The organism is Pseudomonas sp. RHF3.3-3 (assembly GCF_048069595.1).
GTDB classification, from domain to species: domain Bacteria; phylum Pseudomonadota; class Gammaproteobacteria; order Pseudomonadales; family Pseudomonadaceae; genus Aquipseudomonas; species Aquipseudomonas fuscovaginae_B.
In genome coordinates this window covers 378855-393648 of sequence record NZ_CP182250.1, presented here as the reverse complement: position 1 = coordinate 393648, position 14794 = coordinate 378855, and the positions used below count along the sequence as shown (strand labels likewise).

Here is a 14794-nt window from a genome sequence, read left to right as displayed (position 1 = left end):
GATTTTCAGGCCGGTATTGCGCTGACACCGACCTGTTCCAACGCCCAGGCTAGCTCATGCAGTTGTTTCTGCTCGCTGTCCTTGAGTTGCTGCAACTGCTGACCGAGGGTCGGCGCACCGAAAACGCCGCGCAGGCCCTGGGCCGGATCACCCAGGCTCTTGCTGCCCTGGCGCTCGAAGGCCTTGGCACCGCTGGCGTCGCCAGTCGACGACTCACGGTTGAACAGCCCCGACAACGTGCTGCTGCCGAACACCCCGCCATCACCGCCGCCGAAGCCGAGGAAACCCTGGCCCGTGCCATTGCCACCGCTATCGCTGGAACTGAAGACCTGGGCGATGAAACTCGGCGCCAACGCCCCATTGTTGAGGAAGATGCTGCCGGTCGGCGGCAGCCCCGCGCCCATGTCACGCTGCTCGAACAGCGGCGGGAAGCCCAGGGGCGAACCGAGGTTGCCGGTGGGCGGGCCGAAGATGGTCGGTTGCAGCGGCTGGTTCGGCGCACTCGGTGTCGACACGCTCGGGCCGCTGACGCGGAATTGTGGATCGCCGCCCTGGGCCACCGTGTTGATCGCATAGTTGTTCGAGTTGGCGAAACCGACGCCGGCGTTACCGGCCAGGTCGGTCACCAGGCTGGTATCGAGGGTGATGAAGTTGCTCGGGTCGTTCAGGTTTGCCGTCGGCGTCAGGGTCGCGGTCCAGGTCTTGCCGCCATCGCTGCTGGCCAGGTTGGACAGCGTACCGCTGGCCACGCTGAGGTCGTCCAGGCTGAAGCCGGTGACCTTCTCGCTGAAGGTGAAGGTCACGGTGGTGCTCTGGCCGGCAGTCAGGTTCGGGTTGGCGACCACGATGGTCGCGGTCGGCCGGTCGCCGTCGATCACGTAGTTGTTGGAGATGGCGATATCGGCTCCGGCGTTGCCGGCGTTGTCATTGACCAGCGCGGTATCGAGCACGATCAGGTTGCTCGGGTCGGTGATCGCCGCGGTGGGCGTCAGGGTCGCGGTCCAGGTCTTGCCGCCGTCGCTGCTGGCCAGGTTGGACAGTACGCCGTTGGCAACGCTGAGATCGGCCAGGCTGAAACCGCTCACCACCTCGCTGAAGGCGATGGTCACGGTGGTGGTCTGGCCGATGCCCAGGTTGGGATTGGCCACGGTGATGGTCGCCGTTGGCCGTTGGGTGTCGATTGCGTAGTTGTTGGACGTGGTGGTGCCGCTGCCGGCGTTGCCCGACGCGTTCTGCACGCCGCTGTTGTCCAGGGTGATGACGTTGGTGGTGTCGGCGATGTTCACCGAAGGCGTGAAGGTGGCCGTCCAGGTCACGCCACCGTCGCTGCTGCTCACCGCGCTGAGGGTACCCTGCTCCACCGTCAGGTCGGCATTGGTGAAACCACTGACCGCCTCGCTGAAGGTGATGGTCACCTGCGAGGTGGAGCCGACATTCAGCGCCGGGTTAGCCACCACGATGGTCGCCGTTGGGCGCACGGTGTCGATGGTGAAGTTGGCCGAGTTGGTCACGCCGACACCGGTGTTGCCGGCCAGGTCGGTATAGCCGGTGTTGTTCAGGGTAAGCACGTTGCTGGTGTCGCGAACATTGGCATTCGGGGTGAAGGTGCCGGTCCAGGTGATGCCGCCATCGCTGCTGGTGAGCGTGCTCAGGGTACCGTTGGGCACGCTCAGGTCGCTATTGTCAAAACCGGTCACCGCTTCACTGAAGGTGATGGTCACGGTGGTGCTCTCGCCAGCCGACAGCGTCGGGTCGCTCATCACGATGGTCGCCGTCGGCCGCACGCTGTCCACTGCATAGGCATTCGAGGCGGTGGCGCCTGAGCCCGCGTTACCGGCAACGTCTGTCACGCCGGTGTTATCCAGGCTGACATGGTTGTTGCTCGCGTTCACACCCGCCGCCGGGGTCAGGGTGGCGGTCCAGGTGATGTTGTCGCTGGTGCTCAGGTTGCTCAGGGTGCCGTTGGACGCCGTCAGGTCGGCCAGGCTGAAACCGGTCACCGCCTCGCTGAAGGTGATGGTCACCTGCGAACTGCCGCCAATGCCCAGCTGGTTGTCCGCCACGACGATGGTCGCGGTCGGCCGCTGGGTATCGATCACGTAGTTGTTGGACGTGGTCAGGCCCGTACCGGCGTTACCCGAGGAGACCGCATTGACGCCGCTGTTGTCCAGGGTGATGTGGTTGGCGGCGTTGCTGATGTTGCCGGCCGGGGTGAAGGTCGCCGTCCAGGTGATACCGCCGTCGGCGCTGCTCACCGCGCTCAGGGTACCGCCCACCACCGTCAGGTCGGCATTGGTGAAGCCGGACACCGCCTGGCTGAAGGTGATGGTCACCTGCGAGGTGTCGCCGATCTTCAGCGCCGGGTTGGCCACCACGATGGTCGCGGTGGGACGCACGGTGTCGATGGTGTAGTTCACCGAACTGGTAGTGCCGGTGCCGCTGTTGCCGGCGATATCGGTCACTCCGGTATTGGCCAGGGTGATGACGTTGGTCCCGCTGCTGGTATTGGCATTCGGGGTGAAGGTCGCGGTCCAGGTGATGCCGCCATCGCTGCTGCTGAGGTTGCTCAGGGTACCGTTGCCGGCGTTCAGGTCGCCCAGGGTGAAGCCGGTCACCGCTTCGCTGAAGGTGATGGTCACCTGCGAGGTCTCACCGGCGCTCAGGGTCGGGTCCGACATGACGATGGTGGCGGTCGGACGCTGGGTGTCGATCGCGTAGTTGTTCGACACGCTGGTGCCGGTCCCGGCGTTGCCGGCCGTATCGGTGTAGCCGGTGTTATCCAGGGTGATGACGTTGCTGGCGTTGGTGATGTTCCCGGTCGGGGTGAAGGTCGCGGTCCAGGTGATGCCGCCATCGCTGCTGCTCACCGCGCTCAGGCTGCCGCCCGACACCGTCAGGTCGCTGTTGGAGAAGTTGGTCACCGCCTCGCTGAAGGTGATGGTCACCTGCGCGGTCTGGCCGATGATCAGCGAGCTCTTGTCGATGGCCACGGTCGCGGTCGGCCGCACGCCATCGATGGCATAGTTGTTGGACGTGGTGGTGCCGCTGCCGGCGTTGCCCGCTCCGTCGACCACGCCGCTGTTGTCCAGGGTCACGTGGTTGCTCGCACTGTCGACGCCCGCTGTCGGGGTGAAGGTGGCGGTCCAGGTGACGCCGCCGTCGCTGCTGGTCACCGAACTCAGGGTACCGTTGGTCACGGTCAGGTCATCGTTGGTGAAGCCGCTCACCGCTTCACTGAAGGTGATGGTCACCTGCGACGTCTGGCCGATGCCGATGTTCGGGTTGGCGAACACGATGGTCGCGGTCGGCCGTTGGGTGTCGACCGAGTAGGTGTTGGAGTTGGTGGTGCCGGTACCGGCGTTGCCCACCAGGTCGGTGACCCCGGAGTTGGTCAGGGTGACCACATCGCCGCTGTGGGTGACACCGTTGGTCGGGGTCAGGGTCGCGGTCCAGGTGATGTTGTCGCTGGAGGTCAGGTTGCTCAGGGTGCCGTTGGACGCCGTCAGGTCGGCCAGGGAGAAACCGCTCACCGCCTCGCTGAAGGTGATGGTCACCAGGCTGCTGCCACCGATGTTCAACGTATTGTTGCTGACCACGATCGTCGCGGTCGGCCGCTGGGTATCGACCGCGTAGAGGTTGGACAGGGCCACGCCGGCGCCGGTGTTGCCCGAGGCATCGGTATAGAGGCTGTTGTCCAGAAGGACGTAGTTGTTGTTGCTGGTATTGCCAGCGTTCGGCGTCAGGGTCGCGGTCCAGTGGATGTTGTCGCTGGTGCTCAGGTTGCTCAGGGTGCCATTGGTCGCCGTCATGTCGGCCAGGCTGAAACCGCTCACGGCCTCGCTGAAGGTGATGTTCACCGTCGACGTGTTGTTGGTGGTCAGCGTGGCGCTGGCGACCGTGATGGTCGCGGTTGGCCGTACGGTGTCGACCGAGTAGTTGTTGGACGTGGTGGTGCCGCTGCCCGCCGTACCGGTCGAAGTGCTGTTGACGCCGGTATTGTCCAGAGTGATGACGTTGCTGGCACTGCTGACGCTTGAATTTGGCGTGAGGGTCGCAGTCCAGGTGATATTGTCGCTGGTGGTCAGGTTGCTCAGAGTGCCGTTGGACGCCGTCAGGTCGGCCAGGGCAAAACCGGTCACCGCCTGGTTGAAGGTGATGGTCACCAGCGAGGTGCTGCCGATGTGCTGGGTCGTGTTGCTGACCACGATGGTCGCGGTCGGTGCCGGATTGTAGGCGGTGTTCAGGACACCACCATCGTTGTAGATGCCGTCCACCGCCGACGGCGTCGCGCCCTGGCCACCCGCGCCCGAGCCGCCGATACCGCTGGCCCCCTTGTTGCTGCCGCTGCCCAGCGCGCTGTAGTTGGCCGCAGTGATCCGCAGCGTGCCCCGGTTCCAGATCGCCCCGACGCCCTTGCCGCCGGCACCGCCCGGGTCGGAGGAGGCGCCTGCACCGCTGCCACCACCACCGCCGCCGCCACCACCGGCCGCAACGTTGTTGGAGATGACCGAAGTGCCGACGATGGTCAGGGTGCCAGTAGTACCGTTGTAGATACCGCCGCTGGCCGCAGCGCCGGCACGGCCGGCGCTGTCCCAGCCGGAACCGCCACCGCCGCCACCGATGGAAAGGGTGCCGTTGTTCGCTGTGCCACCACCGCCACCATTGCTGTAGCCGAAGGCGCCCTGGCCCCCTGCACCACCGGTGCTGCTGCCGCCGCGGCCGCCCATGACGGTAGGGTTGTAGCCACCGCCATTGCCGCCGGTATTGGCCGTACCCGCCTTGCCGGCGTAGTAGCCCTGACCGTTGCCGGCATCACCGCCACGGCCACCGGCCTGCCCGCCAAGGGCACCGCCACCGCCGCCACCGCCGCCCACGGTGCCGCCCCTGACACCGCCACCACCACCGCCGCCGGAAGCGGCGTTGGCGGTCACCGTGACGTTGTTGAGGGTCAGGTTGCCGAGGTTGACGATACCGCCGCCCATGGACGCGGAGGCGTCCGAACCGGCGTTGGCACCCTGGCCGACGGCCAGGCCCTTGGTAATGACCAGCCCATCGAGGGTCGCGGTGACCCCGGCATTGACCCGCAGCACCTGGGTCTTGTACTGCCCGCTCACGGTCACGTCGGCGGTGCCGTCGTTGTTCAGGTCGCCATCGACGGTGAGGTTCTTGGTGATGACCAGTTGCGAGTTCAGGTTGACCGTCATCGCACTGTTGAACGTGACGATATCGCCGGCCACCGCATCGCTCAGCGCCTGGCGCAGGGAGCCGGCGCCCGTGTCGTTGCTGTTGGTCACGGTGATGGTCGCCAGGCCGTACTGGTAGGCGGCCATGGCATCGGCCGAGAGCACGTTGTGGCTTTCGATGGTGCCGGTGGCGATTTCCAGGGTCCAGTCGCCGCCCAGGCCGGTGCGGTTGGTGGACGCGGCGATATCCCGCCCGGTGTACTGGGCCAGGGAGTCGACGAAACTGATGCCCTTGTCGCCGGCGGCGGTGTTGCAGGCGTAGATCAGGATGTCGCCGCCGACGTTCATGTCGCTGCCGATGCGCGCCAGCACGTCGGCCCGCGCCGCCACGTTGTCGGCCGACAGGTAGGTGTTGCCCAGCCACAGGTCTCCGGAGTTGCCGTGGGCGAGGATTTCCACGGTGCTGATACCCTGGTGGGTGTCCAGGTAGTCGGCGATCTGCTGCAGGCCGTCCTTGCTGGCGTCGAGCACCACCACCTGGGTGCCGGGGGCGACGCCCTTGAGCAGGCTGTCGAAATCCTTCACCCGCGAATCGACGAACACCACCGACTGGCCGGGCACCGCTGTCGGCGTGGCGGCTGGAGTGGCGTCGGACTGCGCGTGGGTGTCGCTGCTGGCCGCCGCGTGATCGCTGGTGGGCGCCTTGGCCGCGTCGGTGCTGGCGGTGGCGTGGTCGGTCGGCTGCGCGGCCTCGGCCACGGTCGCGGCCACGGCGCCGTCGAACAGCATGCGTGGCTCAAGCGGGATGATCATGGGTGAAGCCAGGGTTCTCACGCCTTCAGCCCGCGCTTTCGGTTTGCTCCACCACATGCTTCACCTGCACTTGAGCGTTCATGCGCCCAAAGAATTTTTCTGTTGAGATTAAAAAACCGCGATCAGTTGACCGCGGTGTTGGTTTTCATGCGAATCACATTCGCGGCGCTGGCCGTTCCATCGTTCCAGAACGACAGCTCTGCATATTTCTCGAACAGGTCCGGCGGCAGGATGGTGCGCCGTGACTCCAGCGCCACCTTCGGCTTGACCTTGTGCAGGCCGGCGACACCGAGGGCCTGGTCGAACTCGGGCGCGTCGTAGGCCAGGTTGTCGAAATCGTGCTCGAACCAGGGCTCGCCAATGAAGTCGTAGACCAGCCGCAACACCCGCTCCGGCGCCTGGGACAGCAGGTCGTAGTCGACCAGCAGCAGGGAGTCGGCGTGTTCGCCGTAATAGGCTTCCTTCAGCGCGGTCCAGGCGTAGCCCACCAGGCGATTGCGCTGGGCCAGGGTTTCGCAGCGGCTGTAGACCGTGTTGCGCTCGACATCGTCAGTGAACAGCTTGGTGTTCTCGAAGGGGTTGGCGCGGTACAGCCGTTCCAGGCTGTCCATGACCCAGGCCACGTTACGCACGCAGACGATGACCTTGGAACGGGGAAACAGGTCCTGCAGCGCCGGCAGGCGCGCGGACCACTGCCGATTGGTATCGAAGATGACGGACTGGCTGGTCTTGTCGGCGTAGTAGGAGTCGAACAGCCCACGCAACAGGCGGCGGCGGGTGTCGGTGTCGATCACTGCGCCGAATTCGCTGCCGGCGCTGCAGTTTTCCAGCACGCCGTTGAACAACGTGCCGACCGGGCTGCTCATGCCGGCATGAAACCGCGGGTTCTGCAGGAGAATGGCGGACAGCAGGGTCGAGCCTGAGCGCGGCAAACCGGAGATAAAATGGAAACTGCGCAATCCCTTCACCCTAGACGTAAGTCCCTTTGTAGGACAAAGCCTAGCGTAAGGAAGTGTTTCAGACTAGTAGTGTTTTGATATCAATCATCCGTGCCTTAAGCCGGAAAAGGCCCATGAACACGGGACTTCGCCCGTTTCCACAGCTCTTGAGAACGCTCCGATTGAGCTATATCAAGCCCTTGGCGGTTAGTGTTCACTACATGAAGGATGGCAGGTCTCATATAAAACCGCCTGCGTATCGCCCCCCGCGTGCTGGTCGATTTTCCGCCAGCCGGTCGGAATCGACGGGAACTCATCCGGTGCAACCCGGCTCATCACCAGCCAGACCCGCCCATTGCCCGCCGGCAGGTCCTCCAGGTGATCGAGATAAACCCCGGCCTTTTCGTCGATCAGCGTGCCGAATCCGTAGCGATTGGGCCGGGTCGATTCGCCCTTGGCGGTCGGCGGCGTATACAACCGCGGCGCAGTGGCGCTCCTGTCGTAGTAGCCCCAGGTCAGGTACCAGAACATGTCGCCCAGCACCACCTGGTCGCCCGCCTGGCTGTGCTGGTTCATGTATTCGACCATGTGGTTGAACTGGTCGTCGGCATCCACTGTGTAGTTGTTCCTCAGCCCCACCCCTTCCGCGGCCAGCACCGCCAACAGCAACAGCCCGGCCAGGGCCTTGCGGCCTCGCGCGAGGCGGTCGATGGCCAGGGCCAGGAGGATCGGCAGGCCCAGCGCCGGCACCGTCAGGTAACGCTCGATGAAGACCGGTGAAATGAACGACACCGCGAACACCAGCAACAGCGGCAGGGCGCTGTAGATGACCAGCAGCGTTTCCAGGTGGAAGCGGCTGCGATCGCCGCAGACAATGAACACCATCACCAGCACCATGGCACTCGGCAAACTGGCGAACAACCACAGCGGCATGCCCACGCCATCGTCCTGGGCCAGCACCTGCCAGATCATCGACGGCAACGAGCCCAGGGTCACCGGGGGTTCCCAGCCGACATCACCGCCGGCCTTCAGCTCGTCCATGTGCAGCACGAGATCGATCAGGCCGGGCAACCAGGGCAGGAACAGCAGCACGATCGCCACGTTGGCCAGCCACCAGTCGCGGCAGGCGATGGGGCGTTGCCCACTCTCGGGATGGCGACGCAGCAACAGCAGCCAGCACCAATGCGACAGCACGCACAGTGCGGTGAAGTAGTGGGTGTAGAAGCCGGCGGCCATCAACAGCACGTAGGCCACCAGGTAGCGCTTGCGCTGCGGGTTGTGCACCCAGTAGACCAGCGCCAGGGTCGCGCCCAGCAGCCACACGCCCATCAGCGAATACATGCGGATTTCCTGGCTGTAGCGCACCGCCGTGGGCAGCAGCGTCAATAGCAGACCGGCCAGGATCGTCGCCCGACGACCGGCGGCGACCAGGTGCGCCAGCCAGATGCCAAGGAACACCACCACGACCCCGGGCAAGGCGCTGGCCAGGCGGATCGAGAAAATCGAGTCGCCGAACAGGCTGATCCAACCGCGCAACAGGGCGAAATACAAGGGCGGGTGAACATCCCGGGCGGCATGAGTCCACAGCTCGGTCAGCGGGTATTGCGCCAGCAGCAGGCTGGAACCTTCGTCGCCCCAGATCGCCGCAGCTGTCAGCTGATAAAGGCGCAATGCCAGGGCCAGCGCCAGCAGCGGTACCAGCCAGGGTTCGCGAAGCAGTTGCACAAGGGGTTGCAGGGGTATGACAGGCTGATCGTAAAGCCGCTTTATCGTTTCATGACTACCGGGAACGCCCATTACCACCCTCAACAAGTCAACGACTGCCTCCCCGGGAGGCATGACGCGGTGAATTGTAGGCTAGAACGACATCGGCTTGCCCAGCTGTTCCATTCGCGACTTTTGTCCGACAAAAAAAACCTAAACGTCAAAGACAAAGGCTACTCTGTCACCCGGTGCACTACAGACTCGGGATAGCCGGGCGCAGCACCTCACTCAACACAGCTGAAGGAAATGGATCCATGGAAGTTTTTGTCGGTACTATCCAGATGTTCGGATTCAACTACGCCCCTCGGGGCTGGGCACTCTGCGCCGGGCAGTTGATGAACCTTTCGCAGCAACAGGTGCTGTTCGCCCTGATCGGCACCTACTACGGAGGCAACGGCACCACCAACTTTGCCCTCCCCAACCTGCAGAGCCGCCTGCCCGTCGGCCAGGGCACCGGACCCGGCTTGTCCTCGCGCACCATCGGCCAGAGCGCTGGCACCGAGAACGTCACCCTGCTGAGCACCAACGTGCCAGCCCAGCAGATCTCCACCGCCGGGCTGACCGTCACCACCACCATCGGCCTGGCGAGCGCACCCAGCAATGCGGTCACCGCACCAACGGCGACCAACTGCTACATCGGCGCCTCCGCACCGTCGGGCCCACCCTCGGCCGGCATCTTCTCCGACCAGTTGGGAACGGCCGTTCCGCTCAAGGGCGTGGGCAGCACCATCGGCGGCACTCTGAACACTGTCGGTGGCAGCATACCGATCAACGTGATCAACCCCTACCTGGCGGTGAACTTCAGCATCGCCCTGGAAGGGCTCTACCCTTCGCGCAACTGATAGAGCCCGTGGGAGCCGGCTGCCCGGCTCCCATACAAACGGAGAGCATCAATGCTGCAACATGTTTCAAGCGAACACTTCCAGCCCCTGGTGGATCAGTCCTGCCCGCTCTACCTGCCCGACGGCAGCCCGTTACAAGTCCGGATCGAGTCCATAGCGCTGCGCTCGCAGGCACAGTTGCCGGAAATGACACGTACGCCGTTCATCGTCCAGTTGCACAGCCTGCAACCGACGGATTTCGTCGACGGCCTGTGCAGCCTGGAGTTGCCAGGCCTGGGGCGGCTCGAGGAGGTGTTCGTGTCGCGGGAGCCGGCGTTGGGCCGTGATCCGGCCCTGGGCTACTTCAACATCGTCTTCAACTGAAACCCGGATACCACACCAGCCGCTCGGCCCCCGGTGTGCTCTCTTCGACCTGAAACCCCAGCGCCAGGTAATGCTGGCGCGCCTGGGGATTGCTCGCCCAGACCGTCGTCGCGACCGGGCAGCGCACCTGGGTGGCGGCCTTCTGCACGTCCTGCAGCACCATCCGACCGAAACCCTTGCCCCGTGCCGCCGGAATGAACGCCAGGTACAGGACGCGGATTTCATTGGGCCCGAAGTCGGCGCTGAGCACGCCGATGGGCGTATCGAGCTTCTCCACCACATAGTGCAGGGCATTGGGGAAATGCTCGCCGATACCCTGTTCCTGAACCTGGAACTGCTGGGCGATCACCTGCTCGATCAGCTCCGGCTCGGCATCGATCAACTGCAATTCCGGACGGGCCGACTGGTAGAGACTCTGCAGAAAGGGCGCATCGGTGGGCCGCGCGGGCCGCATGGACAAACCGGCAGCCGACGAACTGTTCAACATCGGAATATTTCCCTGAACCTGGTTAATGGTCAAAAACCGCTTTCACGCACGCCCAGCGCCGCCATCCGGCGCCAGGCGATGCCCAGCAGCGACTCGCTGCGTCCCTGCAACACCGCCACGCCGCGCAGCGGATGACTGGGTGTCGGCACCTCTTCGAGCAGCTTCAGCCGCGCGCCATACTGCGCCTGCACCGGCTCCGGCCGGCGGTTCTCGTCACGGCGCACGGCAATCGGCCCGTGGTGGTCGGACGTCAGCGCCTCCTGGTCGATGACGGATACACCGTTGGCATCGACATCCAGCAGTTCCACCGGCCAGGCCGGGCGCATCGGGTCATCGGCGACGAAACGACCGCTCGCACCGGGCGCGACCCGCCACAGGTCCTCCTCGGCCAGATAGCCGCGCAGGCGCGTGCCCTCCTCGACGATCCGCGCCAGCGGCTCGCGGGTCGAAACCCAGCGTCCGGCACGCAACTGCGGCATCAGGTCACGCACCTGGCCGGCCTGGGGTGCCCGCAACAGCAGGCGTTCACGCCGGGCCTGCAGGCCACGGTACTCGGCCACCGATTCGGCCAGCCGCTGTTCGAGAATGCCGACATCCGCCGCGGTTTCGCTGCGACCGGCCTGGCGCCGCAGCTGCAATTGCAGGATATCGATCTCGCGCCGGACGATGATCGAGCGCGATTCGATATCCGGCGACTCCAGTTCCACCAGCACTGCGCCCTGCTCGACCCGCTGGCCATCCTCCACATTGACCTGGCGGACCCGCGCCGCCACCGGCGCATGCAACGCCGTGACCCGCCCGGCCTCGAGCATCGCCGGCACTTCCACGCTGCTGCGCCAGGGAACCGCCACCAGCAACAGCAGGCCCAGCAGGCCCAGGCCGCTGAGCAGTACCCGCGGGGTGTGCGCCTGTTCGCGGCGTGCCCACCATTCGCGGGTCTCCTTGAAGATCGGCAGGAAGATGAACCAGCCCAGCTCCACCAGCATCAGGAAGATACCCAGCAACTTGAAGAACAGGTGATAGACCGCCAGGGCGATCCCGAAAAACAGCGCCGCCCGCCACAGCCAGGACATGAAGCCCCAGCCCAGCAGCCGCCGGCGCATGCTGGCCGACCAGGGCTCGGGTGCCGGCTCGCCGTAGCCGAACAGCGCCTCGCGCAAGCGCCAGCGACACAGGGCGAAGGCCCGGCCCTGGAGGTTGTCGACCTCCCAGAAATCGCTGAGCAGAAAATAGCCATCGAAGCGCATGAACGGGTTGAGGTTGACCGCCAGGGTCGTCAGCCAGGTGGCACTGGCGAGCATGAACGCCGCCGTGCGCGCCGCGCCGTCCGGCAGCAGCGACCAGGCCAGCAGGGCGATGCAGGCCAGCAGCATTTCCGCCAGCACCCCACCGGCGCCGATCAGCAGCCGTGCCTTGCGGTCGTTGACCCGCCAGGCATCGCTGACGTCGGTATAGAACAGCGGCAGCAGCACCATGAACGCCACGCCCATGCTCTGCACCCGGCAGCCGGCGCGCTTGGCCATGAAGGCATGGCCGAATTCGTGACAGAGCTTGGCGAAGAACAGCGCCACGCCAAAGGCCATCGCCCCGCCCAGGCTGAACAGGTGGGGAAAGGTCGCGAGAAAGCGCTCCCAGTCCCGCGAGACCAGGAACACCCCGAGGCCCAGGGTCAGCGGCAGCCCGTAGCGCAGCAACCGCGGGCCGAAACGCGCCAGCCATGGCCAGGCGCGGTTGAGAAAGGCATCCGGACGCCACAGCGGAATACGGAAGAACAGGTACTGGTGCAGCGCCATCTGCCACAGGCTCTGGCGCGAGGCGGCGGCCTTCCAGGCGTAGCTGGCACGCTGTTGCGGATCGAGTGCGGCGATCAGGTCGTGGCTGCGCAGGAAGACCAGCATCTGTTCCAGTTCCGGCTCGCCCAACGGCAGACCCGGTTCGTCGTTCGCCGCCTGCAGCACCCGCGCCGGGTCACCCAGCGACCAGTGCCGCAGCAGGCGAATGGCCTGGGCGCCCAGCTTGAAATAGCGACCGCGCACCGGATCGGCCAGGGTCCAGCGTGGCGAGCCGTCGAGGGCCGCCGAGGCGGGTGTGAGTTGCAGGTCCGCGCGCAGGCTGGGCAGGTTCATTACAGGCCGACGCTCTGGCGCAGCCCGGCCAGCGGCCGGCGCAGCAGGTACAGGGCCAGCGGTGCGCGCTGGCCGAAGATTTTCGCGGTGCCGCGCAGGCCGATACGCGGTGGCGGCGAGTCGCTGAAGCTGGCGTCCAGGCGATAGGCCAACTGGCCGGCCGGCGTGGTCTGCGCCTCATAGGCCACCCGCTCGAGCCTGGCCGAATGGCGCTGCAGCGGATCGCTGTCGAGGAACAGCGCCACTTCGGCGTCCGGTTCCAGGGCGATGGCGTCACCCACCGCCAGTTCGATGCGCAGTTCGGCCTGGCTCGGGTCGGCCAGTTCCATCAGGCGCTCACCGGTCTGCACCGGCTTGCCGGTCCAACGCTCGGCATCGGCGAATACCGCGATGCCGTCGCGCTCGGCGCGCACCTCGCTGCGCTTGAGCAGTTCGGCGGCGTAGTCACGCTCGGCGCGCTTCTGCTCGACCCGGGCCGCCAGCAGGTCGAGTTTCGCACTCGATTCGGCATCGGCGAAGGCCCGCTGGGCGTTGGCCTTCAATTCGGCCTCGGCCACCCCGAGTGCCCGCTGGGCCACATCGGCCTGGGCCTTGAGGGTGGTGCTTTCGAAACGGACCAGCAAATCGCCGGTCTTCACCGTCTGGTTGGGCTTGACCAGGAACTCGGCGACCACCCCGTCCAGCGGCGCCGCCACCACCCGCCCGGCCAGCGGCACGACCTCGGCCGGCGCCAGCACCGACTGGCGCACCGGAATCAGCAGGCTCAGCAGCGCCAGGGCCAGCAGCAGCACCTGGCGCTTGCGGGTCAGGCGCAGCCGCCACGGCCGACGCGGCTGCAGGGCCAGCCAGGCATGGCTGTAAGTGTCGCCCAGTTGTGCCAGCAACACCTGTTCGGAAGGGCTCCAGGGATTGTCGCGGGCCAGCCACAGGCCGCCGAACACCTCGCCCTTGTGGTCCAGCAGCGGCAGCCAGAACACCTGCGACGCCGACAGGCTCTGCCAGTCTTCGACCACCGACGCACTGAAAGCCTCCATCGGTACCACGGTGGCGGGCTTGGCCCGTTCCAGCTTGAACAGTTGCGCCACGGCGTGTTCGACGAAGGCTACGAACGGCGCATTCGGCTCCACCGCGCTGACCCCGGTCACCGCGCGCACCTTGCCGGCGATCAGCAGCGCGGCATGGCGAAAGCCGAACAGCGCCTGGCCGTCATTGACCAGGCTGTAGGCCAACTGCTCGGTGGTGCGGGCGGCCCGGGTCAGCCGCTCCAGGTCGAGGAACTGGGCAAAGACCCGCTCCACCGCTCCCGCCACCGGTGCGTTCATTTCAGCTCCGCGAAATGCGCCGTGCCGCTCATGCCCGCCAGCAGGCCTTCGGCCTTGGGCAGGCTGGCCACCAGCAGCAGGGTCTGGCTGCCTTCGTCGATCCGCGCGCCGAGGCGCTTGATGGTGGCGGTCAGCGGCTGGCCGGTTTCATCCGGGACGAAGCTGAAGGTCTGTCCGGGCTTGAGCTTGCCCATCCAGCGCGACGGCACCAGCAGGTGGATTTCCAGGGTGCGGTTGTCGACGATCTCCAGCATCGGCGAGCCGACCGAGACACTTTCGTAGCGCTGGACCTTGCGCTGCACGATCTGGCCGTCATAGGGCGCGATCACGCTGCAACGCTTGACCTGAACCTGATAGACCTGGGCCTGGGCCTGGGTTTCGGCGACCTTGGCCTCGGCCCGGGCCACCTCGAAACGACCGACCGAATTGAGCGAGGCGAGCTGGCGGTTGTGGGCCAGTTCCTCGTTGGCACCGCGGCCGGCGGCCTGGGCCGCATTGAGCTGGGCCTGGTAGGCCGAGCAGTCGAAACGCGCCAGGGTATCGCCCTGCTTGAAGGCTTCGCCTTCGCTGAACGGCAGCTCGACGATGCGCCCGGACAACTCGCTGGCGAGCATTGCCTGGTCCCGCGCGCGCAACACGCCACGGGCCTCGCTGGCGGCGGTCGCATGGGCCGCCGGTGCGGCCGTGTCCAACAGCGGGTCGGTCTCGGCAGCCTGGGCCTGAGCCACGTACGCCACACAGGACAACCCGAAAACCACACCCCAAAAACGCTGCATAACAGTGACTCCTTGTCGGACAATCGCGAGTCTACGGTAGCCAGGGTGAGCGTCAAGCAAATTGCCAGTATGAAGCCCCGGTTCACCGATGTGCGGCAGGTCACAGCCTGCGTTGCCTGGCCCCGTACAAGCATAGGTGTACATCCCGGGCTTCGGTATGATGAGCACCCTCCCGGCCTC

General features: G+C 65.8%; 9 protein-coding genes. 2 read left to right on the top strand and 7 right to left on the bottom strand.

Annotation, left to right across the window (positions count from 1 at the left end; all coding sequences use genetic code 11):
* Positions 1-5: 5 nt before the first annotated feature.
* The 3 genes from ACMGT0_RS01735 to ACMGT0_RS01725 form a co-directional block, all read right to left on the bottom strand.
* Entirely contained in the window at positions 6-5996 is a 5991-nt protein-coding gene (locus ACMGT0_RS01735; protein WP_416771241.1) for an Ig-like domain-containing protein, read from the bottom strand.
* 122 nt (positions 5997-6118) lie between these two features.
* Entirely contained in the window at positions 6119-6964 is an 846-nt protein-coding gene (locus ACMGT0_RS01730) for a sulfotransferase family protein (RefSeq protein WP_192842830.1), read from the bottom strand.
* A gap of 177 nt (positions 6965-7141) precedes the next feature.
* Positions 7142-8731, bottom strand: coding sequence for a glycosyltransferase family 39 protein (locus ACMGT0_RS01725; RefSeq protein ID WP_416771239.1), 1590 nt, complete (start codon positions 8729-8731; stop codon positions 7142-7144).
* Positions 8732-8952: 221 nt separating this feature from the next.
* Between ACMGT0_RS01725 and ACMGT0_RS01720 the strand changes: the two genes are divergently transcribed.
* Positions 8953-9540 carry a phage tail protein gene (locus ACMGT0_RS01720; protein ID WP_054061960.1) on the top strand — a complete coding sequence of 196 codons (588 nt, stop codon included), beginning with the start codon at positions 8953-8955 and terminating at the stop codon, positions 9538-9540.
* Between the two features lie 51 nt (positions 9541-9591).
* On the top strand, positions 9592-9903 hold the full coding sequence (locus ACMGT0_RS01715) for a DUF6916 family protein (protein ID WP_054061356.1): 312 nt from the start codon (positions 9592-9594) through the stop codon (positions 9901-9903).
* On the opposite strand, the gene ACMGT0_RS01710 is transcribed toward ACMGT0_RS01715, so the two are convergent.
* The 4 genes from ACMGT0_RS01710 to ACMGT0_RS01695 are packed head-to-tail and all read right to left on the bottom strand — an operon-like array spanning position 9896 to position 14614.
* A complete protein-coding gene (locus ACMGT0_RS01710; RefSeq protein WP_054061357.1) occupies positions 9896-10390 on the bottom strand; it encodes a GNAT family N-acetyltransferase in 495 nt (164 codons plus the stop codon). The genes ACMGT0_RS01715 and ACMGT0_RS01710 overlap by 8 nt on opposite strands.
* Positions 10391-10419: 29 nt before the next feature.
* Positions 10420-12516, bottom strand: coding sequence for a biotin/lipoyl-binding protein (locus ACMGT0_RS01705; RefSeq protein WP_416771236.1), 2097 nt, complete (start codon positions 12514-12516; stop codon positions 10420-10422).
* Positions 12516-13838 carry an efflux RND transporter periplasmic adaptor subunit gene (locus ACMGT0_RS01700; RefSeq protein ID WP_054061958.1) on the bottom strand — a complete coding sequence of 441 codons (1323 nt, stop codon included), beginning with the start codon at positions 13836-13838 and terminating at the stop codon, positions 12516-12518. Before ACMGT0_RS01700 ends, ACMGT0_RS01705 begins: the two co-directional genes overlap by 1 nt.
* Positions 13835-14614 (bottom strand): efflux RND transporter periplasmic adaptor subunit, encoded by a 780-nt coding sequence (locus ACMGT0_RS01695; protein ID WP_054061285.1) that lies wholly within the window; start codon positions 14612-14614, stop codon positions 13835-13837. Before ACMGT0_RS01695 ends, ACMGT0_RS01700 begins: the two co-directional genes overlap by 4 nt.
* Positions 14615-14794: the final 180 nt, after the last annotated feature.

Bases quoted from the DNA above. Each gene is read 5' to 3' on its own strand.
- ACMGT0_RS01735 (WP_416771241.1), bottom strand. From the start codon at position 5,996: ATGATCATCCCGCTTGAGCCACGCATGCTGTTCGACGGCGCCGTGGCC.
- ACMGT0_RS01725 (WP_416771239.1), bottom strand. From the start codon at position 8,731: ATGGGCGTTCCCGGTAGTCATGAAACGATAAAGCGGCTTTACGATCAG.
- ACMGT0_RS01720 (WP_054061960.1), top strand. From the start codon at position 8,953: ATGGAAGTTTTTGTCGGTACTATCCAGATGTTCGGATTCAACTACGCC.
- ACMGT0_RS01715 (WP_054061356.1), top strand. From the start codon at position 9,592: ATGCTGCAACATGTTTCAAGCGAACACTTCCAGCCCCTGGTGGATCAG.
- ACMGT0_RS01710 (WP_054061357.1), bottom strand. From the start codon at position 10,390: ATGTTGAACAGTTCGTCGGCTGCCGGTTTGTCCATGCGGCCCGCGCGG.
- ACMGT0_RS01705 (WP_416771236.1), bottom strand. From the start codon at position 12,516: ATGAACCTGCCCAGCCTGCGCGCGGACCTGCAACTCACACCCGCCTCG.
- ACMGT0_RS01700 (WP_054061958.1), bottom strand. From the start codon at position 13,838: ATGAACGCACCGGTGGCGGGAGCGGTGGAGCGGGTCTTTGCCCAGTTC.
- ACMGT0_RS01695 (WP_054061285.1), bottom strand. From the start codon at position 14,614: ATGCAGCGTTTTTGGGGTGTGGTTTTCGGGTTGTCCTGTGTGGCGTAC.